This is a genomic window from Sciscionella marina DSM 45152, assembly GCF_000379465.1.
Lineage (GTDB): Bacteria > Actinomycetota > Actinomycetes > Mycobacteriales > Pseudonocardiaceae > Sciscionella > Sciscionella marina.
Map to the genome: position 1 here is coordinate 59,882 of NZ_KB905414.1, position 19,882 is coordinate 79,763.

At 69.1% G+C, this 19,882-nt stretch carries 24 protein-coding genes and 2 pseudogenes; 19 read left to right on the forward strand and 7 right to left on the reverse strand.

Going from position 1 to position 19,882, the window contains the following annotated elements:
- The first annotated feature begins 73 nt into the window (after positions 1–73).
- The 4 genes from A37U_RS46110 (at position 74) to A37U_RS0130090 (ending at position 3,094) form a co-directional block, all read left to right on the forward strand.
- A complete protein-coding gene (locus A37U_RS46110) occupies positions 74–796 on the forward strand; it encodes a GntR family transcriptional regulator (protein WP_205623060.1) in 723 nt (240 codons plus the stop codon).
- A 202-nt stretch (positions 797–998) separates the two neighbouring features.
- On the forward strand, positions 999–2,267 hold the full coding sequence (locus tag A37U_RS0130080; protein ID WP_051111787.1) for a molybdopterin-dependent oxidoreductase: 1,269 nt from the start codon (positions 999–1,001) through the stop codon (positions 2,265–2,267).
- Between the two features lies 1 nt (position 2,268).
- On the forward strand, positions 2,269–2,700 hold the full coding sequence (locus A37U_RS0130085; RefSeq protein WP_020500386.1) for a hypothetical protein: 432 nt from the start codon (positions 2,269–2,271) through the stop codon (positions 2,698–2,700).
- 94 nt (positions 2,701–2,794) lie between these two features.
- Positions 2,795–3,094 (forward strand): hypothetical protein, encoded by a 300-nt coding sequence (locus A37U_RS0130090; protein WP_020500387.1) that lies wholly within the window; start codon positions 2,795–2,797, stop codon positions 3,092–3,094.
- A gap of 5 nt (positions 3,095–3,099) precedes the next feature.
- Here A37U_RS0130090 and A37U_RS0130095 read toward each other — a convergent pair whose 3' ends face one another.
- On the reverse strand, positions 3,100–3,915 hold the full coding sequence (locus A37U_RS0130095; protein WP_240437720.1) for an SAM-dependent methyltransferase: 816 nt from the start codon (positions 3,913–3,915) through the stop codon (positions 3,100–3,102).
- A gap of 186 nt (positions 3,916–4,101) precedes the next feature.
- Between A37U_RS0130095 and A37U_RS0130100 the strand changes: the two genes are divergently transcribed.
- From A37U_RS0130100 to A37U_RS0130125, 6 genes and pseudogenes are all read left to right on the forward strand, one after another.
- The gene (locus tag A37U_RS0130100) at positions 4,102–4,521 is read left to right on the forward strand and encodes an SRPBCC domain-containing protein (protein WP_020500389.1); all 420 of its coding nucleotides are present in this window, start codon (positions 4,102–4,104) and stop codon (positions 4,519–4,521) included.
- The gene (locus A37U_RS0130105) at positions 4,511–4,858 is read left to right on the forward strand and encodes an ArsR/SmtB family transcription factor (RefSeq protein WP_020500390.1); all 348 of its coding nucleotides are present in this window, start codon (positions 4,511–4,513) and stop codon (positions 4,856–4,858) included. The genes A37U_RS0130100 and A37U_RS0130105 overlap by 11 nt, the downstream gene beginning before the upstream one ends.
- On the forward strand, positions 4,848–5,540 hold the full coding sequence (locus A37U_RS0130110; protein WP_020500391.1) for a DUF899 family protein: 693 nt from the start codon (positions 4,848–4,850) through the stop codon (positions 5,538–5,540). The genes A37U_RS0130105 and A37U_RS0130110 overlap by 11 nt, the downstream gene beginning before the upstream one ends.
- A gap of 161 nt (positions 5,541–5,701) precedes the next feature.
- Positions 5,702–5,956 (forward strand): annotated as a pseudogene (locus A37U_RS55135) (class I SAM-dependent methyltransferase); the annotation flags it as partial.
- A gap of 99 nt (positions 5,957–6,055) precedes the next feature.
- The gene (locus A37U_RS54035) at positions 6,056–6,256 is read left to right on the forward strand and encodes a hypothetical protein (RefSeq protein WP_240437721.1); all 201 of its coding nucleotides are present in this window, start codon (positions 6,056–6,058) and stop codon (positions 6,254–6,256) included.
- Between the two features lie 128 nt (positions 6,257–6,384).
- On the forward strand, positions 6,385–6,828 hold the full coding sequence (locus tag A37U_RS0130125) for a hypothetical protein (RefSeq protein ID WP_240437722.1): 444 nt from the start codon (positions 6,385–6,387) through the stop codon (positions 6,826–6,828).
- Between the two features lie 62 nt (positions 6,829–6,890).
- Here A37U_RS0130125 and A37U_RS0130130 read toward each other — a convergent pair whose 3' ends face one another.
- Positions 6,891–7,961, reverse strand: a complete 1,071-nt coding sequence (locus A37U_RS0130130; protein ID WP_020500395.1) for an oxygenase MpaB family protein — start codon at positions 7,959–7,961, stop codon at positions 6,891–6,893.
- Positions 7,962–8,129: 168 nt separating this feature from the next.
- On the opposite strand from A37U_RS0130130, the pseudogene A37U_RS0130135 reads away from it, so the two are divergent.
- Positions 8,130–8,939: pseudogene (locus A37U_RS0130135) on the forward strand (DMT family transporter); the annotation flags it as partial.
- Here the strand turns inward: A37U_RS0130135 and A37U_RS50375 are convergent.
- Positions 8,901–9,824: a slipin family protein gene (locus A37U_RS50375; RefSeq protein WP_083934015.1), complete on the reverse strand. Its 924-nt coding sequence runs from the start codon at positions 9,822–9,824 to the stop codon at positions 8,901–8,903. The pseudogene A37U_RS0130135 and the gene A37U_RS50375 overlap by 39 nt on opposite strands.
- A gap of 158 nt (positions 9,825–9,982) precedes the next feature.
- On the opposite strand from A37U_RS50375, the gene A37U_RS0130150 reads away from it, so the two are divergent.
- On the forward strand, positions 9,983–11,029 hold the full coding sequence (locus tag A37U_RS0130150) for an NAD-dependent epimerase/dehydratase family protein (protein WP_020500400.1): 1,047 nt from the start codon (positions 9,983–9,985) through the stop codon (positions 11,027–11,029).
- A 2-nt stretch (positions 11,030–11,031) separates the two neighbouring features.
- On the opposite strand, the gene A37U_RS0130155 is transcribed toward A37U_RS0130150, so the two are convergent.
- Positions 11,032–12,117 (reverse strand): FAD-dependent oxidoreductase, encoded by a 1,086-nt coding sequence (locus A37U_RS0130155; RefSeq protein WP_020500401.1) that lies wholly within the window; start codon positions 12,115–12,117, stop codon positions 11,032–11,034.
- Positions 12,118–12,282: 165 nt separating this feature from the next.
- Here A37U_RS0130155 and A37U_RS0130160 point away from each other — a divergent pair, with 165 nt between their 5' ends.
- Positions 12,283–12,864, forward strand: a complete 582-nt coding sequence (locus A37U_RS0130160) for a TetR/AcrR family transcriptional regulator (RefSeq protein ID WP_020500402.1) — start codon at positions 12,283–12,285, stop codon at positions 12,862–12,864.
- Here the strand turns inward: A37U_RS0130160 and A37U_RS0130165 are convergent.
- From A37U_RS0130165 to A37U_RS0130175, 3 genes are read right to left on the reverse strand one after another with little or no spacing between them, the layout of a single operon-like run.
- A complete protein-coding gene (locus tag A37U_RS0130165; RefSeq protein WP_020500403.1) occupies positions 12,861–13,898 on the reverse strand; it encodes a sensor histidine kinase in 1,038 nt (345 codons plus the stop codon). The two genes, A37U_RS0130160 and A37U_RS0130165, sit on opposite strands and share 4 nt — an antisense overlap.
- Complete coding sequence (locus A37U_RS0130170; RefSeq protein WP_020500404.1) at positions 13,895–14,587, reverse strand: response regulator transcription factor; 693 nt, start codon at positions 14,585–14,587, stop codon at positions 13,895–13,897. The genes A37U_RS0130165 and A37U_RS0130170 overlap by 4 nt, the downstream gene beginning before the upstream one ends.
- A gap of 12 nt (positions 14,588–14,599) precedes the next feature.
- The gene (locus tag A37U_RS0130175) at positions 14,600–15,907 is read right to left on the reverse strand and encodes a hypothetical protein (protein ID WP_020500405.1); all 1,308 of its coding nucleotides are present in this window, start codon (positions 15,905–15,907) and stop codon (positions 14,600–14,602) included.
- Between the two features lie 143 nt (positions 15,908–16,050).
- Between A37U_RS0130175 and A37U_RS0130180 the strand changes: the two genes are divergently transcribed.
- The 6 genes from A37U_RS0130180 (at position 16,051) to A37U_RS0130205 (ending at position 19,873) form a co-directional block, all read left to right on the forward strand.
- Entirely contained in the window at positions 16,051–16,701 is a 651-nt protein-coding gene (locus A37U_RS0130180) for a glycosyltransferase family 2 protein (protein WP_020500406.1), read from the forward strand.
- 76 nt (positions 16,702–16,777) lie between these two features.
- Positions 16,778–17,434 (forward strand): TIGR04282 family arsenosugar biosynthesis glycosyltransferase, encoded by a 657-nt coding sequence (locus A37U_RS53160; RefSeq protein WP_020500407.1) that lies wholly within the window; start codon positions 16,778–16,780, stop codon positions 17,432–17,434.
- Positions 17,431–18,033: a methyltransferase domain-containing protein gene (locus A37U_RS53165; protein ID WP_020500408.1), complete on the forward strand. Its 603-nt coding sequence runs from the start codon at positions 17,431–17,433 to the stop codon at positions 18,031–18,033. Before A37U_RS53160 ends, A37U_RS53165 begins: the two co-directional genes overlap by 4 nt.
- Before the next feature lie 95 nt (positions 18,034–18,128).
- Positions 18,129–18,419 (forward strand): acyl carrier protein, encoded by a 291-nt coding sequence (locus A37U_RS46120; protein ID WP_083934019.1) that lies wholly within the window; start codon positions 18,129–18,131, stop codon positions 18,417–18,419.
- Complete coding sequence (locus tag A37U_RS46125) at positions 18,406–19,083, forward strand: ABC transporter ATP-binding protein (RefSeq protein WP_020500410.1); 678 nt, start codon at positions 18,406–18,408, stop codon at positions 19,081–19,083. The genes A37U_RS46120 and A37U_RS46125 overlap by 14 nt, the downstream gene beginning before the upstream one ends.
- Positions 19,040–19,873: an ABC transporter permease gene (locus A37U_RS0130205; protein ID WP_157183119.1), complete on the forward strand. Its 834-nt coding sequence runs from the start codon at positions 19,040–19,042 to the stop codon at positions 19,871–19,873. The genes A37U_RS46125 and A37U_RS0130205 overlap by 44 nt, the downstream gene beginning before the upstream one ends.
- The last annotated feature ends 9 nt before the right edge of the window (positions 19,874–19,882 follow it).

A 19,882-nucleotide genomic window follows, 5' to 3' on the forward strand; every position in this document is an offset into this window, starting at 1 on the left:
TTTGATGGAGTGAGACGCCGTTATCGTGACGGCACCAAGCAGCGCTCGAACAGGGACAGGGTGAATCCAGGACGTGGCACGCAGGAAAGCGTCAGTACCAGGGGAACCCAACGGCCCGGTGGCCACCGCGGCCGGTAGCCGCCCGCCCACCAGCCGGGCCGATTACGTGCACACCGTGCTGCACAAGGAGATCCTCGACGGCACCCTGCAACCGGGAACCCCCGTGCTGCAGGACGAGATCGCCGGGCGCCTGGGGGTCTCCATCACCCCGGTCCGCGAGGCACTGCGCCGCTTGGAAAGCACCGGACTCGTCACCTATCAGGCGCATTACGGCGCCACCGTCACCGAACTCAGCCCGGCAGCCCTCACCGAGCTCTACCAGCTGCGCGCCGCCATCGAAGGACTCGCCGCCAACCTCGCCGCGAACCACATCACCGAGGACGACCTCGCCGAACTCCGGGCCATCCACGCGGAGATGCAGTCCGCTCAGCAGGCCCACGACACCACGGCACTGGCCGAGGGCAGCAGGCGCTTTCACGCCACCATCGCGCACATCGGCGGGCCCGCGCTGCTTTCCCGGCATCTGGCCGGGCTCTGGGACAGCTATCCGGTTCCGCACACCGCCTCCGTGTGGCAGTTCGCGGATGTGGCCGCCCGGTGCGTAGCCGAGCACGGGAAACTGATCGGGGCGCTGGAGAACGGGGACGGTGTTACGGCCCAGCGGCTCATGGAGGACCACATCACCGGTGTTCCGGAGGACCGGGAGGCGCACGAGCTGGACGGGCCGCCCTGCTGAGGCGCCCCCCTGCGGAACCGGCCCGCCGCAGCCGGGCGAATGTCCTTGTGCCAGTACCGCATCGGCGGTTTCCCACCACCACACGCGGAACAGCATGAGCACATCTTGCGGTTTTCTTACCGTGTGCCCGTGAACACTGCCCCTGCGCCGTGGAATACCTACAGTTCTCGGTGTCCAGGCGATTCCGGTGATGCGGGGAACGATGTCGGCGAGAACGCAGCGGTGGCGGCCATCCGGGCGCGGGCCCGCGTGGCGCAGCCCATTGCGCGGACCGTGGCTGACCTCCGTTTTCGGCGCGGTCCTGCTGGCCACGCTGCCGCTGGTGATCATCACCGGTCTGCTGGACTACCTCGCCTACGGGCCGCGGTTCGGGCAGGCGATCCCCGGGGATGTCGGCTGGCTGCATCTGCCGTTCTTCGATTGGCCGACCCGGCCGTCCTGGCTGTTCCGGCTGACCCAGGGCCTGCATGTGGTGCTCGGCCTGATCGTGATCCCGGTGGTGCTCGCGAAACTGTGGTCGGTGATCCCGAGACTGTTCCATTGGCCGCCCGCGCGCTCGCTCGTGCAGGTGCTCGAACGGCTGACGCTGCTGCTGCTCGTCGGCGGGATCCTGTTCGAGATCGCCACCGGCGTGCTCAACATCCAGTACGACTACCTCTTCGGTTTCAGTTTCTACACCGCGCACTACTACGGCGCCTGGGTGTTCATCGGTGGTTTCCTCGCACACGTCGCGCTCAAGCTGCCGAAAATGGTGCGAGCACTGCGATCCCGTTCGTTGCGCACGGAGCTGCGCACCTCTCGCGCGAATACCGAACCGGAACCACGGGATCCGGACGGGCTCGTGGCGCGGGGTCCGCGAAGGCCGACGATGAGCAGGCGCGGCGCGCTCGGGCTGGTGTTCGGCGGTTCGGCGCTGCTCGGCGTGCTGAGCGCGGGCCAAACCCTCGGCGGGGCCAGCCGCTCGGCGGCAATTCTGTTGCCACGCGGGCGAAGCTACGGCGATGGGCCGAACGACTTCCAGGTGAACCGTACGGCGAGCGCCGCCGCTATCACGCCCGCGGCGACCGGCTCGGCGTGGCGGCTGACCCTTTCCGGTGGCGGCGCGCCGCTGCGGTTCGACCGGACCGTGCTCCAGGCCATGCCACAGCACACCGCCGAACTCCCGATCGCCTGCGTCGAAGGCTGGTCGACCACCCAGACCTGGAGTGGCGTGCGGCTGCGCGATCTCGCCGCGCTCGCCGGGATACCGGAACCGGCATCGGCAGTCGTCAGTTCCCTGGAACGGTCCGGATTCAACCGCGTGACGCTGCAGGCGAACCAGGTGCTCGACCCCGAATCCCTGCTCGCGCTACGGGTCAACGGTGCCGTGCTCAGCCCCGATCACGGCTTCCCCGCGCGGATCATCGTGCCCGCACTGCCCGGGGTGCACTGCACCAAATGGGTCCGCTCGATCGAATTCCGGAAACCGTGACATGCGGGCGAACGCGATCAACGGCGCGCACCTGCTCATCCTGCTCGCCAGCCTCGCACTGGCCGGGTACGCCGCCTCCTTCGTGCTCGGCGACCCGCTCGCCCTGATCATGCTCGCCTGGTTCCTTGGCGCGGTGATCGGGCACGACCTGATCCTGTTTCCGATCTACGCGCTCGCCGACCGGGCGGCGGACCGACTCGCGAACCTCGCACCGGTATCCCCGCTGAACTACGTCCGGGTCCCCGTGCTCGGTACCGCGCTGACCTTCGTGCTGTTCTTTCCCGGCATCATCGGCCAGGGCGCGCCGACCTATCGCGCCGCCACCGGGCAGACGCAGGAGCCCTACCTCGTGCGCTGGCTCATCCTGGTCGGCGTCCTGTTCGCGACGAGCGGGCTCTGCTACGCGATCCGGTCGTATCGCGCGCGACGCTGAATCCGCGCGCAGGACTGCTTCGAAACCGTCCTGGCCGCGGTGCCACCGCGGCACTGGGATGTTTCCTCGGAGTGCGCGGGGTGGAGCGTGCCGGATGTGGTCGGCAGCACGATCCGGGGTCTGGAACTCGTGCGGCACCTGGCGGCCGGGCGAGCCGGCCGGTGCGGATCCCCGCGACACCGGGCAAAGCGCACGTGCCGCGTTCTCGCTCACCGTGGCCTCGCTGGAAAATCCCGCACCACCGGCCTTCGTCGCGGCGCACCCGGAAGCGCGGCTGCGGGATTTCCCCGGCGTCGTCACGCTGGAATTCCTTGCGCACAGCTGGGATATCGGGCACCCGGCCGGGGTCGATGAGCGGGCATGCAGGCTGTCCTTCCTCGGCAGGACAGCCTGACCAGCTCAGGGCTTGCGACCGACGCCCGCGTAGACCCCGGACTTCTCCGGCTCGGTGTCGGTCTCGGTTTCGTCCGGCCGCCATTGCGGGGTGAACACCAGGCCCGGTTCGATGAGCTCGAAGCCGTCGAAGAACGGCTCGATCGCCGTCTTGCTGCGCAGTGTGACGGGGTTCGCGGTCTTGCGGTAGGAGTCCCCGAATGCCTGTAGATCCGGCCGGTTGTCGGTGGTTCCGTGCGAGATCGCCATGTAGCTGCCCGGGCAGAGCGCATCCCGGTAGCGGCCGAGGATGGCGCGCGGATCGTCCTCGTCCGAGATGAAATGCAGGATGGTGCACATGATCAGGGCGATCGGTTCGTCGAAGTTCAGCAGTCGCGTGGTGACCGGGTCCTCGAGAACCGCGGCGGGTTTCCGGAAATCGCCGGCCACGATGTCCGCGTTCGGGTTGTCCGCAAGGATCCGTTTACTGTGCATGACCGCGACGGCCTCGTTGTCCACGTAGACGACGCGCGCCTCCGGATCGGTTTCCTGGGCGATCTCGTGCACATTGCCCACCGTGGGGATCCCGGAACCGAGATCGAGGTACTGGTGCACACCGAGGGCGGACAGCTCCCGGACCACGCGCCGCAGGAACCGGCGGTTCAGCGTGGCCACGTACTTCACATCGGGCAGCAGCTGCTCGGCCTGTTGCGCGAACTCGCGGTCCACCGCGAAGTTGTACGCGCCCCCGAGGTAGTAGTCGTAGACCCGCGCCGCGTTCGGCCGGTCGAGATCCACGTCCAACTCGGCCCACTCGTCGTCGATGCCACCCACTGGTTTCACAGCCCTTCCATCATCGGCCATCACGGCAGCAGCACCCTACCGCACCGCCCGAGCCGGGAAACCCTTGTCCCACCAGGGTTTCCCCGGTGCCCCGAAGGAGTGAGGCAACTTGCAGGTCATCCTTGACGCAACTGGCTGGTTGCCATATGGTAGCAACCATTCAGTTGCTATACAATGGAGGTGGTCATGGGCTTTCCCGATCGCATCGAACGGACCCTCGAGCTGGCGCATCCGCCAGAGGTGGTGTGGCGGGCGCTCACCACGGCCGAAGGGCTCGGCACCTGGTTCGGGGACGAGTCGGCGCGGATCGAGCTGCGCCCCGGTGGCCTCGCGCGGATGACCTGGACCCATGGCCATGCGGTGGACATGGTGGTGGAACGGGTGGAAGAACCGCGGGTGTTCGCGTTCTCCTGGCCGGCCTCCGACGGCGAGGACCCGGTGCACACCTATGTCGAGTTCACCCTCGAACCGGCGAACTCCGGAACCCGGCTGACCATGATCGAGACGGGGTTCGCCCGGCTGCCGGGTCAGGAAGCCTACGAATCACACACCGAGGGGTGGACCCGCGAACTCGGCGAACTGGTCGACTATCTGAATGCCGCATGACACCGAGGCGATCGCCGAGCAGGTCTTCATCGCCCTCGCCGATCCGAGCAGGCGCGCCATCCTGACCGCGCTCGCCGCGCACGGCCCGGCCACGGCGACGGATCTCGCCGAGCGGCTGCCGATCACCAGGCAGGCGATCGCCAAACACCTGAACCTGCTGACCGAGGCCGGATTGGTCACCGCCGAGCCCGGGGAACGGCGCCGGGTGCGTTATCGGCTGTGTTCGGCCCCGATGCGGGTGGCACAGCAGTTCCTCGCGGCGATGGCCCGCGACTGGGACGGCCGTTTGGACGCACTGCGCGAACACCTGAACCGAGGAGAGAACCATGACGAATGACGCACTGCCCCCGGTGGTCGATCGGGCCACCTGGCGGGCCGAGCGGAATGCCCTGCTGGACCGGGAGAAGGCGCACACCCGCGAGGGCGATGCGATCGCGGCGGCCCGGCGGCGGCTGCCCATGGTGGAGGTGAACCCGGAGCTGCCGCTCACCGGCCCGGACGGTCCGGTACGCCCGCTGGACGTGTTCGAGGGACGCACCCGGCTGATCGCCTATTTCCACATGTGGCACACCGGAAAACCGGCCGCCGAACAGTGCGAGGGCTGTACTTTCTACAACAGCCAGATCCGCGAACTGTCCTATCTGCACGCCAGCGACGTCACCTATGCCACCTTCTGCCAGGGCCCTTACGTGGAAAGCGTGCGCTATCGCGATTTTCTCGGCCTGGACATGCCGTGGTATTCGGTGCTCGACAGCGCGGAGGAACTGCTCGCCGGGCGCGGGCCGTTCCTGCTGGCGAGTTATCTGCGCACCGGCGGGCGGGTGTTCGAGACCTATGCGACGAGCGGGCGCGGTGTCGAGGTGATGGCGCCGAGCTACGGGCTGCAGGACCTGACCGTGCACGGCCGCCAGGAGGACTGGGAGGACTCCCCTGACGGATGGCCGCAACCGTTCGGCGCAGGCGGGTTCGAACGCACCGGTGGCCGGCCGACCGCCCAGTGGTCCCGCCTCGAATCCTGAGGACAACCGGAGCCTCCTGCCACACCGTACGATGAGCCCAAGATTCGCGGTTCGGCCAAGGGCAGGGGATGTCATGAGCCGGGCCGGCGCGACCGCGCGGACATGGATCCGGTCACCACGAGCGGTTTCCGGGCGGGCCTGGTCTCCAGGGCGCCGGGCCGGACACCTTCGCCCAGCGGATCTCACCGCGCGGCTGCGGGGTCTTCGAGATCGACCAGCCGGAAACCCAGGACCGGAAACGGCGGCGGCGCACCGAATCGGGCCGTCAGCTCCCGGAATTCGTTCCGGTCGATTTCGAAGCCGGGGAATCCTGGCGGGAACGACTGGCGGCGGGGTTCGCTCCGGAGCGTCCCTCGGGCGTCACCGCGACTGGGGTCGTCATCTACCTCACCGAGGACGCGATCGGGGCCACGCTGCGCGAGATCGCGAGCCTCGCCCCGGGTTCCCTGCCGGCGTCGAGGTTCCTGCCGCCCATCGAACTCGCCGCGCCATCCGAACGGGCGCTCATCGAGCAGGTGGCGAAATCCGCGCGCGCCTCCGGGACCCCGTTCCGCAGTTTCTTCCGCCCGACCGAAATGCTCGCCCTGGCCCGCGCGGCCGGATTCGCCACGGCGCACCACGTGCCCTCGGCCGAGCCGACCGAGCGCTCCTTCGCGAACCGGACGGACGGCCTGCGCCCGACGAGCGGCGAGGCGTTCCTACTGGCGAGAACCTAGTGATGCTGCCCGGAGAAGAGCGCCATTAGCCCGAACGTGTGTCAAGACCTTTCGCAAAGCACCTCCTGTTGGTAAGAATTTCACCGTCAGTTGGCCGGTGTCATTCAACGGAAAGCATGAGGGTGCAGATGAGCGAAGTGAAGTCGACCAAGCGTGGCCGGATCGCCGCCGCCGTGGGAACCTCCCTGGTGGTGTCGGCGCTGTCGCTGGGTCTCGGCGCCGCCCCGGCCTCCGCGGCGGGCGCGAGCGCCAAGAGTGTCTGCTCGGGTTCGGCATCCGGCGCCCTGCTCAAGTGGGGACCGGTCTCCAAGCAGTGCTCGTACACCAGCCCGGCGAGCGGCTGGAAGGGCAAGCTCAAGGTCTCCTGGAAGGTCCAGGAGAGCACCAACCAGTACGCGTGCGTGCAAGCCAGGATGGGCAAGGCCAAGCACCCGGACAAGTGGCAGTCGGTCGGCTGCGGGCAGTCCGGTTCCGGCTCGGTCAAATGGCCGGCGAACAGCGCATCGAACCTCGAGGTCCGTGCCCAGGCAAGGCCGAACTCGCCGTTGGTCAACGTCGACTACTCGATCTGAGCGCGCGACCGAGGGGCGCCCCGCACCGCGGGGCGCCCCTCGGTCTTCGCACGGCACAGAGCCTAGGCAGTGGAGCCGAGAATGGACTCCGATTCGCGAATTCCCTCCTCACTGCGCCGCTTTCCGGCCAGCGCCCGTTCCGCCTGGCGGGCGCGCAGTTCGAGGTGCGCCGTCGCGGGTTCGGTGTAGCCGTAACGTTCCCGCGCCTGGGCCGGGGTGAGGACCTCCGGGTTGCGGGGCGGCACACCGAGCAGCACGGGCGCGACGACCGAGACGGTGCTCGGGGAGAGCACGCCGAGCAATCGGAGTTCGGCCTCGCGGTTGAGGTGGGTGAGGGCGAAGGTGATCCTGGCCAGCGGCCGCACCAGCGCGTCCATGGCACGGCTCTGCCGGATCCCGCCGAGTTCGCGCATCCATCGCGGCATGGTGGCCACGGTGGCCTTGCGCAGCGCGAAGGCCATGGCCTTGGTGGCCGGGCGGAAGACGGCGGGCAATGTCGGCAGCATGACATCGGCCTGCAACAGGTGATTCATGGTGTCCTTGGCGACCTGGGAACCGACCAGTTGCGGGCGCATCTCCTCGAAGTACTGGCGAACCTCCGCACGATTGCGGGGAATGTGTTCCCCCGCGCAGGTCTGCAGTTCGGCGGCGACGGCGCACTCCTGCCAGTAGCGCAGCTCGTCCTGCTCGGAGAGCTTGCCGGGACCATAGCGCTCGTAAGCGTAGAGGATCGAGTGCCACGCGGTGAGGTGGATCCACAGCTGCGAACGGGGATCATTGGCGTCGTATTGCCCACCGGAGAGCGGTTCGATCCCGACCGCCTTGGAGTGCACCTTGACCAATACATCGGCGGCTTTGGATGTGGCCCGGCTGTCCCCGAAGGCGACCAGGGCGAAGTAGCGCAGGGTGCGGTCGTAGCGGGTGCGCGGCCGGTCCCAGATCGCGTGTGTCTCGTCCACCGAGGCGACCAGCGCCGGATCGAGTTCCTCGACGACCACCGCACGCTGGAACCCCACCGTCAGCGAGGTCGGGTAGCTCCATACCCGCCAGGTCACCGAATCCGGCCCGAAGAATCCGTAGTCCTCGGCGGGCTCGACGGTCTTCCGGTTCGGGACAGCGACTGACCGTGCCATGAGCATCTCCTCTTCGAGCTACCTACTGACGAGTAGGTAGCGTAGCAGGCTTTCGCCGAATCGGGCATCCCTCGCGCGGAGAAGATTCCACGTCCGGAACACGCCAGACCACGCGGCCGCGGTGTCGTTCGCTGGTCGGAGCCAGTGCCCGCGCAGCGGAGGAGGCCGATGCGGACCCGGAACATCCTCGGCCAGTTCGTCCTGCTCGCGCTGGCCTGGGGAACGAGCTTCCTGTTCATCAAGATCGGCCTGCGCGCGCTGAGCCCGGCCCAGGTGGTGCTGGCCAGGCTGGTGTTCGGCGCGCTCGCGCTCGGCACGCTGCTGCTGGTCACCCGCAGGCCGGTGCCCCGCGAGCCACGGGTGTGGGCGCATCTGACGGTGGTGGCCGCGCTGTTGTGCGTGCTGCCCTTCCTGTTGTTCTCCGTGGCCGAGCAGCGGATCTCCTCCGGACTGGCCAGCATTCTCAACGCCACCACCCCGCTGCTCGCGCTCACCTTCGCCGCGGCGTTCGTCCGGGGTGAACGGATCACCAGGGACCGGGGAATCGGGCTCGGTCTCGGGTTCGCGGGCGTGCTCACCATCATCGGGCCGTGGCACGCCTTCGAAGGCGGTGACCTGCTCGCCGAACTGGCCTGTCTCGGCGCGACCACCTGTTACGGCCTCGCGTTCGCCTATCTGCGACGGTTCCTTGCCGGGCGCGGTGTCGCCGGGCGCGGGATGAATGCCGCCTCGCTCGCCTTCGGCCAGGTGCTGACCGGCGCGGTGCTGATGCTGCTGGTCACCCCGTGGCTGCCGAGCACCCCGGTCACCGGACTCGATCCGGTCGTGGTGCTGAGCATGCTCGCCCTCGGCGCGTTCGGCACCGGCTTCGCCTATGTGTGGAACAACAACATCGTCGCCGCATGGGGCGCCGCGAACGCCGCCGCGGTCACCTATCTGTCACCCGTGGTCGGCGTGCTGCTCGGCGTGCTCCTCCTCGACGAGCCGCTGAACTGGAACCAACCGCTCGGCGCCGTCCTCGTCGTCCTCGGCATCCTCGCCGCGCACGGCCGCCTCCGAGTCCTGCGCGGGAGCGGATTCCTGCGCGGCCGCTGAACCGGTCGACTGTTCGAGAAACCGGAGCAGTTCGACCGGGAACGGCAGCACCAGCGTGGAATTCTTCTCCGCGGCGACTTCCACGACGGTCTCCAGCAGGCGCAGCTGCAAGGCGGACGGGGTCGAGGCCATGGCTTCGGCGGCCTGGGCCAGTTTCGTCGAAGCCTGCAGTTCGCCCTCGGCGGAGATGACCCGGGACCGGCGCTCCCGTTCCGCCTCGGCCTGCCGGGACATGGACCGTTTCATGGTCTCGGGCAGGGAGACGTCCTTGATCTCCACCCGGTCGATGTGAATGCCCCAGCCGAGGGCCGGGCTGTCGATCATCATCTCGAGGCCCTGGTTGAGGTGTTCCCGGTTGGACAGCAGATCATCGAGCTCGCTCTTGCCGATGATGGAACGCAGCGAGGTCTGGGCGACCTGGCAGATCGCCGAGCGGTAGTCCTCCACGTTGACGATGGCCTGCCAGGGATCGGTGACCTGGAAATAGATGACCGCGTCCACCCGGACGGTCACGTTGTCCCGCGTGATGCCGTCCTGCGCGGGCACCGGCATGGTCACCACCTGCATGTTCACTTTGTGCAGCCGGTCCACGCCGGGGACCAGCACGGCCAGGCCGGGACCGCGCACCCGCGGCAGGGTGCGGCCGAACCGGAACACCAGTCCGCGCTCGTACTGCTTCACCACCCGCAGGCTCGCCCCGAGCGCGCACAGGCCGAGGACGATCAGCGCACCGAGCAGGCTGATGATCGTGACAATCACAGCACTCATAGCCACTCACTCCCAACAAACGAGGAATGCGCGTCTCTGACGGTACTCCTGTTGGCGCGGTTCGCACCCTCGGAAACGATTCATCGTAATTCTTTCGATTCCCTGACATCCGGTCCGGATGCGCTGTGCGGGCGGGCGTATCCGGTTAGCTTCCGGGGATGCGAGTGCTTGTCACGGGCGGGGCGGGATTCATCGGTTCACACATCGCGGATCTGCTCGCCGAATCCGGCCACGAACCACTGCTGCTCGACTCCTTCGCCGAGCAGGCACACGGCGGCCGGGTGCCCGGGTACTGCGTGCGGCACGAGCTGGTGCGCGGTTCGGTCACCGATGCCGCGCTGCTGCGCGAGCTGCTTTCCGGCGTGGACGCGGTCAGCCATCAGGCCGCCGTGGTCGGGCACGGTGTCTCGGCCGCCGATGCGCCGGATTACGCGCTGCACAACGATTACGGCACCGCGGTACTGCTCGCGGCCATGTACGAGGCCGGGGTGCGGAAGCTGGTGCTCGCCTCCTCCATGGTGGTCTACGGCGAGGGCCGCTATCACTGCGCCCGGGACGGGATCGTCACTCCGGCCCCGCGCATCGAGGCCGATCTGGCGGCGGGCCGCTACGATCCGCGCTGCCCGGAGTGCGGGGCCGAGCTGGAATCCCGGCTGGTCCCCGAGGACGCCCCGGTCCGCCCGCGAAGTACTTATGCGGCAACGAAACTGGCTCAGGAGAACCTGGCGACGGCCTGGGCCGTGCAGACCGGTGGGAGCGTGTTCGCCCTGCGTTACCACAACGTGTACGGGGCACGGATGTCGCGGGACACCCCGTATTCCGGGGTCGCCGCGCTCTTCCGGTCCGCGCTGCGCGAAGGCAAACCGCCACGGGTGTTCGAGGACGGCGGGCAGCGGCGGGATTTCGTGCACGTCACCGATATCGCGCTGGCGAACCGGCTCGCCGTGGAAACCGAGGCGGGGCGCGGGGAATCGGTGCCGCTGAACATCTGCTCCGGGGATCCGCACACGATCGCGGAGATGGCAACGGAACTGGCCCGTGCCTGTGGTGGACCGGCCCCCGAGATCGTCGGCGGCGCCCGGACGGCCGATGTGCGCCATGTGGTCGCCGATCCGGAGCGCGCGCGGTGGCTGCTCGGGTTCCGCGCGCGGACCGGATTCGCCGAGGGAATCGCGGATTTCGCGCACGCCCCGTTGCGCGGCTGAGCTCAGGATTCCGGCGAGTCCAGCAGGGTGTGCAGGCCTTCGGCGATCTCCCGCGCGGTCTCGGCCGAGCGCGCCAGCATGACCTTCTCGTAGGCGCGCACCCCGTCCTGTGCCCCGTGTTCGGCGATCGCCTCGGCGAGTTCGGCCCCGTCGAGCATGGCCAGGTTCGCCCCGACCCCGAGCGGGGCCATCAGGTGCGCGGCATCGCCGAGCAGGGTGATCCCGGGAACCCCATCCCAGTGGTGCGGCACCGGAAGTCCGTACAGCGGGCGGTGTTTGAGCTCGCCCTCGGCCTCGGTGATCAGTGCGAGCAAGCGCGGATCCCAGCCCGCGTAGTCCGCGAGCAGCCGGGCGCGCACCGCCTCCGGATCGGCGAAGTCCACGTCCGCGAACCAGTCCAGCGGCACCGATTGCGCGGCATAGCAGCGGATGCTCCCGTCCCCGTTGCGTTGCAGGGACAGTCCCTTGCCCGCGACCTTGGCCAGCGCGGAGCCGTTGCCGACCAGTTCGGCGATCTCCGGGTGCCGGGTGTCCGCATCCGGCAGCACGAGTTCGACGAAGGTCACGCCGAGGTATTCGGGAACGGCGTCCGAGAGGACGGGACGTACCTTGGACCAGGCCCCGTCCGCCCCGACCACCACGTCGAAGTCCCGGCTGCCGCTCTCGAAGCGCATCCGGGCCCCGCCGTCCGCGATCGGGGCGACGCCCAGCAGGCGCTGTCCCCATTCCACCGTGCCCTCCTCGAGCGAGTCGAGCAGCATCCGGCGCAGTTCACCGCGGTCGATCTCGGGCGCGAAGGTGTCCCCCTCCTCGGGAACCAGGTGGGTCAGCAGGTTCGCCGCCGTGTCGTAGCGCCGCCATTCCTGCCCCTCCGGCCGGGAGATGGCCAGGAACTTCTCGAGCAGTCCGGCCGAGCGCAGCGCGAGCTGGCCGTCGTCGGCGTGCAGGTCGAGCGTGCCGCCCTGGTCCCGGGCCTCGAGGGAGTCCTCGCGTTCGAAGACCGTGACGGAGAAGCCGTGCCGCTGCAGGACTCGTGCGCAGGTGAGCCCGCCGGGACCGGCGCCTGCGATAGCTATTCGTGGGTTCATACCTCCCAGAAAAGCACACTCACTTCAAAAGTGCAATCACTACACTTTTTAAGTCACACAACTCATGGGGTACGGTGGCCACATGGCTGTGCTGACCCGATCGGACCTTCGCTGCGCTCCTCACTCGCCGGCGCTCGCTACGATGCTCACGAAAGATCCGCTCTCGTGACCGAGGAACCGCAGGGGCGCGAGCCACAGGGACGTCGCGAGCGCAAGAAGGCCCGCACCCGTCAGGCACTGGCCGATGCCGCGCTCGAACTTTTCCTCGAACGCGGCTTCGAGGCGGTGAGCGTGAAGGAGATCGCCGATACCGCGGACGTCTCGGTGACCACCCTGTTCAAGCACTTCCCGAGCAAGGAAGCGCTGGTGTTCGACCAGGAACAGGATGTGGAGGTCTCCCTGGTCGCCGCGGTGCGCAACCGCCCGGAGGGCATGTCGATCCCCGAAGCACTGCACACCTTCGTGCGCTGGTCCACCGAACCCGAGCTCGCCCGGGAAATGGAGCAGTTCACGCGGCTGGTCGAGGACACCCCGGTACTGCGGGAGTACTCCAACCGGATGTGGATGCGGCACAAGACCGCGCTGGCCCGGGCGATCGCCGCGGAGAGCGGGGCACCCGAGGACGATCTCCGCTGCGCCGCGCTCGCCCACTTCGCGCTCTCCACCGGCGAACTGATCCGGGACAGCGCGGACCAGCAAGGAGCCGCCGAGGCCGCGTTCACCCTGCTCGCCGAGGGCTGGGGCTAGCGAGAAAGAGGCAAGCGCACTTCGAAGCGGCATCCGGGACCATGATTGCGCACCCCGATGTGGCCGTGGTGCGCCTCGACAAGGCCCTTCGCGATCGCGAGCCCGAGCCCTCCCCCACTGCCCGCGCCCGGGGTGCGTGCGGTGCTGCCCCGGAAGGCGACGTCGAACACCCGCCCGATCTCCTCGTCGGGAATACCGCCGCAGCCGTCGTCCACGGTGAGCACCGCGTCGGCGCGTTCCACGCCGAGTTGCACGGCCACGGTGCCGTCCGGCGGGGTGTGCCGGATCGCGTTGGACACCAGGTTGCGCACGATCCTGGCCAGTTCCGGATCGCTGCCGAGCACCACCGGCGTGGCCCGCGCCTCGGCCCGCACCCGGACCTGCTTGCCCTGCGCGATCGGGGTTTGCGTGGAAAGAGCGTCGCTGACCACATCGTGCAGCGGGACCTCGGCCATGCTCAGCCGCAACGCGCCCGCGGTGATCCTGGAGAGCTCGAACAGATCGTCGACCATGCCGGAGAGCCGCTGTGCCTCGGTGCTGATCCGCTCGGCGTAGTCGGTGACCTCGGCCGGTTCGGCGACCATCCCGTCGGCGAGCGCCTCGGCCATCGCGCGGATCCCGGCCAGCGGGCTGCGCAGGTCGTGGCTGATCCAGGCGACGAGTTCGCGCCGGGCCGATTCCGCGGCCCGTTCCTTGTCCCGCAGTTCCCGCTCCCACACACTGCGCCTGCCGATGACCCGGGCGAGCACGATCGCGATCGGCACGGTGACCAGGGCGACCATCAGGCATACGAGCAGCATCGTGGTGATCATCGGAGTGAACATGAACCCGCTGATCCCGAGCACGCCCACCAGCGTCGCGAGCACCGGGATGAGCACCAGCACGGTGAGCGCGGTGCCCATGGATCGGTTGCGCAGCAAGAAAAGCAGCAGGCCGCCGAGCGCGATCACGGGCAGCGCGAAGGCGAGTGCCCACGGCAGGATGTCCAGCAGATGCCCGAAAATATCGGCCATCGGTTCCTTCGGCTCGATCACGAGGCCACCTCATCGGGATCGTAGCGGTAGCCGACACCCCAGACCGTGGCGATCCGCTCCGGGCGGGCCGGATCCGCTTCGATCTTCTCCCGCAGCCTGCGCACGTGCACGGTGACCGTGGACTGGTCGCCGAAATCCCAGCCCCAAACCTGCTCCAGCAGATCCGCTCGGGAGTACACGGTTCCCTTGTGTGCCAGGAAAAACGCGAGCAGGTCGAATTCCCGGACGGTGAGCGCGAGCTGGGTGTCGCCGAGCACTGCGCGCCGGGAACCCAGTTCGAGCCGCAGCGAGCCGTCGCGCAAAACCTGATCGACCTCGCGGACCGGCGTCTGTGCCCTGCGCAGCACCGAGGTCACCCGCAGCGCGAGCTCGCGCGGGCTGAACGGCTTGGTCACGTAATCGTCCGCGCCGAGGCTCAGTCCGGCGATCCGGTCCTCCTCCTCGCCGAGCGCGGTCAGCAGTACGACGGGCAGTTGCCCGCGGGCCCGGATCCGTTTGCAGACCTCGAGCCCGCTCGTTCCGGGCAGCATCACATCGAGCACGACCAGATCGGGCGCGCCCTGTTCGAGCATGCCGAGCGCGGTCTCCCCGTCCCCGGCGACCTGGACGGAGAACCCGGCCGCCGCGAGATAACGGCGCACCACATCGCGCACCGTCGCATCATCATCGACCACGAGCACGGTCCGCATGCGTTCTCCTCGTCACCAGTTCGTCAACAGCAGATGGTTCACCAGCAGCGCCGTGCCCGCCTGGGCGAGCAGCCACCACCGCCTGCCGCGCGCGGGCAACAGTGCCGTCGCCGCGAGCAACCACACGTCGAACGGTAACCAGATCCGCTCCACCTCGGCCTTCGACATGCCCGAAAGGTCGGCGAGCAGCACCGCGAGCAGCGCGGCACCGGCGAGCAGCACCACCGCGCTCCTGCGGTGCGCGAACGCACGACGCAGCGCGGGCAGCACGGCGGGGCCGACGGCGAGCACGAGCGAGGCGAGGTTCGCCCACACCCAGTACCAATAGGGCCGCATCGCCCCCACGTCGTCGTGGTAGTAGCGGTGGTGCAGCTGCGCGTATCCGTCGAACCACCAGAACCCGGCCAGGGTGAACGCCGCGACGACCGCGAGCACCCCGAGGATCGCGAGCACCGCCACCGACCAGGAGCGGGTGTAGATCAGCACGGCCACCGCGAGCAGGCCGATCAGCACCAGCCCATAGGACAGGTACAGCGTGCAGCCCAGCAGCAGCCCGGCGGCCAGCGCCACCGGAACGCGCACCGGAACCCGGCAACGCGTGGCGAGCGCGAGCAGCGCGATCGCGCTCGCCGACACCCCGGTGAACACCGCGTCCGCACTGGCCCCGATCCACACCGCGCCGGGAAACAGCACCAGGAAGGGCAGCATCGAACGCGCGGCATCGGGGCGCCCGAGCAGGGCGAGCGTCGCGGGAACGGCGACCACGGCCAGGCAGCCGAACAGCACACAGGCCACCGCTGCCGGACCACCCCCGGGGAGCCCGATCCGCTCCAGCCACACGAAAAATAGCGTCGCCCCGGGCGGGTGACCGGACACGTGGGTCGTCCAGGAACCGGGAACCCCGACCGGGATGCGCGCGCTGAACGTGGCCAGCATCCGCGGGATATCGGTGATGCCGGGGACGTCGTGCAGGTATTCCGGCCATTGCACGAGCCGGCCCGCGAGGCCGGTGCGCCAGCCGTCGATCATGGCGAGCGAGAAGGTCCAGCCGAGCGCGCACAGATAACCGAGCGGCAACAGGTACCGCAACCGCAGCCGTGTGGCAGTGGGCCCATAGCAGACCACGAGGACCGCGAGCAAGACTGCGGGCGCGGTGCCCCAGCCCGCGTGCGGTTGCCAGATCGCGAAGATCGGCGGGGCCGGCTCGAAGAGCACCACACCCGATTCCGGGCGGTTCAGATAGGCACCGAGCGCGGCCGCCGCGGCGACAAGGGCGAGCTGGACCGCCACGGCGACCAGATCGGCCCGTATCCCACGCACCGCCGCACGTTAACGGGCGCACGACAACGGAATCCAGTCCTGGTCCTGGTCCGTCATCACTCGGTAAGAATTGCCGAGACGTCAGAATTCGGTAAGCACCAGGTGCCTTCCGGTGGCTCGGAAACCGACCTAGCGTTCCCCGTATGCGAACCGTTGACGTGGTGCTCCCCTGCCTGGACGAGGAGAAGGCGCTGGCCGGGGTACTCGGCGCGCTCCCCGCCGGCTACCGGGCGATCGTGGCGGACAACGGATCCACGGACGGTTCCCCACTGGTGGCCGCGCGGTACGGGGCTCGGGTGGTGTACGAGCGGCGGCGCGGTTACGGGGCCGCGGTGCACGCCGGACTGCTCGCGGCGAGCGCGGAGATCGTCTGTGTGCTCGACGCGGACGGTTCGCTGGATCCGCGCGAGCTGCCGGAACTCGTCGCGCTGCTGGATTCCGGTGCCACGCTCGCGGTGGGGCGGCGGCGTCCGCGCGGTCGCGGGGCATGGCCCTGGCATGCGCGGCTGGCGAACACGGTACTCGCCACGCTGCTGCGAGCCAGGGGCGCCCCGGTGCACGACATCGCGCCGATGCGTGCCGCCCAGCGGTCTGCGCTGCTCGAGCTCGGAGTGACCGATCGCGGCTTCGGCTATCCACTGGAACTGTTGCTGCGCGCGGCAAAGGCGAACTGGACCATCGCCGAACGGGATGTCGTGTACCGGCCGCGTGCCGCGGGCACCACCTCGAAGGTCACCGGAACGGTACGCGGCACACTGCGCGCGATCCGGGACATGGCGCGGGCGATCGCATGAGTGAAGCTTGCAAGCGAATCGTGGACACCATGCGCCGAAAGAAATCGAGCACTGTCTCGCGAAGCGAGGCGATCGCATGATACCGGCCTGTGTGCTGGTGCTCGCGAAGGCACCGGTTCCAGGATGCGTCAAGACCCGGCTCTGTCCACAAGCGACTCCCGAGCAGGCGGCCGCGATCGCGGCCGCCGCGCTGCTGGACACCCTGGATGCGGTACGCGCCAGCGGGGCGCGCGGGCTGCTCGCGCTCTCCGGTGCGCCGGAGGAGGCCGTGCGCGCCGGGGAATTGGCCGGGGCGTTGCGTACGGTCACCGTGTTCGGGCAGCGCGGAACCGGGCTCGCGGAACGGATCGCGCACGCGCACGCCGATGCCGCCGAGCTCGTTCCCGGGGCGCCGGTGCTGCAGATCGGCATGGACACCCCGCAGGTCTCCCCCGCGCTGCTCGCCGATTCGGGCGCGCGGCTGCACCGGGAACCGGCGGTACTCGGCCCGGCGGACGACGGCGGCTGGTGGGCACTCGGACTGCGAGATCCCTTACACGCCAAGGCGATCACCGGGGTACCCATGTCGACTTCGGACACCTGCACGCATACGCGGGCCGCGCTACGGGAATCCGGTGTGGCACCGGGAGCGCTGCCCGCACTCTCCGATGTGGACACCATGGCCGAGGCTCGCGCGGTCGCCGCGCTGATCCCGCGAAGCCGGTTCGCCGCCGAAGTGCGGGGCTGCCGGTGACCGCTTTCGATCTGAGTCTGACCGGGAGCGTTCCCTGGCTCGAACTGGCGAGCGGGGAACGGATCGAGCTTCCGGTGCACCGCTGGCGGCGCGCCCCGGATACCGAGGATGCCGTGCTGCTCGGCCGCTGCGCCGGTCCCACCATCGATCTCGGCTGCGGCCCCGGCCGGTTCGTCGCTGCGCTGACCGAACGCGGGATTCCCGCGCTCGGCGTGGACAGTTCACCGATCGCGATCGGGCTGGCGCGGGCCCGCGGCGCTCCGGTGCTGCACCGGGATGTGTTCACCGCGCTGCCGCGCACCGGGAACTGGCGGCATGTGCTGCTCGCGGACGGCAATATCGGCATCGGCGGGGACCCGGAACGCCTGCTGCACCGGGCGGCCCGGTTGCTCGAACGCGGTGGCAGCGTGCTGCTCGAACTCGGCCCGCCAGGGCACGGCCTGCGCCGCGAACGCGCCCGGATCGCCAGCAGGGACTGGTTCCACTGGGCTTTTCTCGGCGCGGACGCGGTCGGCCCGCTCGCCGACCGCGCCGGGCTGCACCGGATCTGGTCGGCGCGCGCCGGTCAGCGCTGGTTCACCGAGTTGCGCAAGCCCTGAGCGGTCCTTCGGGGATGCCTCGTCCCTGGGGCCTACCCGAGGATCAGCCCACAGGCCGACGCGCTCGTAACCACCCGATTGGGTAGGTTCACGTTGTGTTCACTACGTCAACCGAGACCCTGGCCCGAGTCCACGCCGAGATAGTCGCCGTGGCGAGAGAGATCCTGCGTGAGCCGGAACTGGCCATCGCACCGGAGGACGATCTGCGCGAGCAGCTCGGCCTGGACAGCGCCGATCTCGCCGAATTGCTGGTCATGCTGGAGGAACGCCTCGGTGTTCCATTGCCCGAACGGGCACTGATTCCCAGCGCGGACTGGGATCCCCTCGCTACGGTCGATACACTCACGCGCACCGTGGCCCGGGAGTGCGACCGTGCTCGACATTGACCGCGTGGCCAAAACCCTCGGCGACCGCACGGTGCTCCAGGACGTCTCACTGAGCGTGCCGCCCGGTGAACGGGTCGCGGTCCTCGGTCCGAACGGGGCGGGCAAGAGCACCCTGCTCAAACTCGTCACCGGCGTGTGGCGCCCCGACCACGGTTCGGTGCGCATCGGGGACGCGGCACCGCGCGAGCGGACCGGCCGGCTGCGGCTCGGCGCGGTCTTCCAGGAGCCGGGCCTCGATCCGTTCATGACCGCGCGGGAAACCCTGCGGATGCACGGAGTTCTGTACGGCCTTTCCGGGCGCCCGCTCGCGCGGCGGTGCGCGGGCGCGCTCGAGGAAGTGGAGCTGACCGAACTCGGCGGGCGGGAGAACCGGCACCTTTCCGGTGGCCAGCGGCGCAGGCTCGAACTGGCCCGCTGCCTCGTGCATCAGGCCTCGGTGATCGTGCTCGACGAGCCGACCGCCGGGCTCGATCCGCTGGCCAGGGAATCCCTCTGGGCGACGATCGACCGGCTGCGCGCCGAACGCGGGATCGCGGTGCTGTTCACCACCCACCATTTCGAGGAGATCGACGGCTGCGACCGGGTTTTCCGGCTGCGTGCAGGGCGATTGGAGGACTGTGGTGCACCCGACCGCGCGGCTTTCGTCTCCGCGTTCGCCCATTGACGGGCTGGCCTATCCGGCACGGGTGACCCTGGTCACCGCACGCCGCGAACTCGGCAGGCTGATGCGGGCCAGGGTGCGGCTGCTGGCCGGAATGGTGCAGCCGATGATCATCCTGTTCGCGCTTGGCGCCGGGCTCAACGCCGCGGTGCGCACCACGCCCGAGGGCACGCCCTACCGGCTCTATGTCACCGCGGGGGCCGCGGTCACCGCGCTGACCACGACCTGTATGAACTCCGCACTGTCCATTGTGGGCGATCGGCAGTCGGGCTTCCTGCGCTCGATGCTCGTCTCGCCCGCCTCGGCCTTCGCACTGCTGTTCGGCAGAACCCTCGGGGTGAGCCTGATCGGCACCGCCCAAGTGCTGGTAGTCGCGCTGCTCGCGATACCCCTGGGCGTCAGCGTCAGCGTGGGCGGGCTCGCCCTGACCGCACTCGCCGGTGCGGTGTGCGCGTTCGCGATCTCCGGGATCGGTTCGCTCATCGCGGCCGCGCTGGACCGCCAGGACAGCGTGAACGCGGTGAACCAGCTGGTCCTGCTTCCGCTGATCTTCCTTTCCGGCGGGATGTACGCGCTCGATTCCGCACCGCTCGCCCTGCGGGTGGCCGGATTCGCCGATCCGCTGCGCTACGCGGTCGATGTGCTGCGCTACTGCTTCGTCGGTATCGCGCCACCGCACTGGCTGCCCGGTGAGATCGGTCTCACCCTCGCCGCCGACTGCCTGGTGATGGCCGCGGCCGGGATCGCCGCGCTGCTCGCCGCCTCCGTACTGCTACGCAATGAACGTCATTAGGAGCTCACC

What these genes read in the sequence shown, in the direction of transcription:
- A37U_RS0130080 (WP_051111787.1), top strand. Translation starts at nt 999, where the DNA reads ATGTCGGCGAGAACGCAGCGGTGGCGGCCATCCGGGCGCGGGCCCGCG.
- A37U_RS0130085 (WP_020500386.1), top strand. Translation starts at nt 2,269, where the DNA reads ATGCGGGCGAACGCGATCAACGGCGCGCACCTGCTCATCCTGCTCGCC.
- A37U_RS0130090 (WP_020500387.1), top strand. Translation starts at nt 2,795, where the DNA reads ATGTGGTCGGCAGCACGATCCGGGGTCTGGAACTCGTGCGGCACCTGG.
- A37U_RS0130100 (WP_020500389.1), top strand. Translation starts at nt 4,102, where the DNA reads ATGGGCTTTCCCGATCGCATCGAACGGACCCTCGAGCTGGCGCATCCG.
- A37U_RS0130105 (WP_020500390.1), top strand. Translation starts at nt 4,511, where the DNA reads ATGCCGCATGACACCGAGGCGATCGCCGAGCAGGTCTTCATCGCCCTC.
- A37U_RS0130110 (WP_020500391.1), top strand. Translation starts at nt 4,848, where the DNA reads ATGACGAATGACGCACTGCCCCCGGTGGTCGATCGGGCCACCTGGCGG.
- A37U_RS0130125 (WP_240437722.1), top strand. Translation starts at nt 6,385, where the DNA reads ATGAGCGAAGTGAAGTCGACCAAGCGTGGCCGGATCGCCGCCGCCGTG.
- A37U_RS0130130 (WP_020500395.1), bottom strand. Translation starts at nt 7,961, where the DNA reads ATGGCACGGTCAGTCGCTGTCCCGAACCGGAAGACCGTCGAGCCCGCC.
- A37U_RS50375 (WP_083934015.1), bottom strand. Translation starts at nt 9,824, where the DNA reads ATGAGTGCTGTGATTGTCACGATCATCAGCCTGCTCGGTGCGCTGATC.
- A37U_RS0130150 (WP_020500400.1), top strand. Translation starts at nt 9,983, where the DNA reads ATGCGAGTGCTTGTCACGGGCGGGGCGGGATTCATCGGTTCACACATC.
- A37U_RS0130155 (WP_020500401.1), bottom strand. Translation starts at nt 12,117, where the DNA reads ATGAACCCACGAATAGCTATCGCAGGCGCCGGTCCCGGCGGGCTCACC.
- A37U_RS0130170 (WP_020500404.1), bottom strand. Translation starts at nt 14,587, where the DNA reads ATGCGGACCGTGCTCGTGGTCGATGATGATGCGACGGTGCGCGATGTG.
- A37U_RS0130180 (WP_020500406.1), top strand. Translation starts at nt 16,051, where the DNA reads ATGCGAACCGTTGACGTGGTGCTCCCCTGCCTGGACGAGGAGAAGGCG.
- A37U_RS53160 (WP_020500407.1), top strand. Translation starts at nt 16,778, where the DNA reads ATGATACCGGCCTGTGTGCTGGTGCTCGCGAAGGCACCGGTTCCAGGA.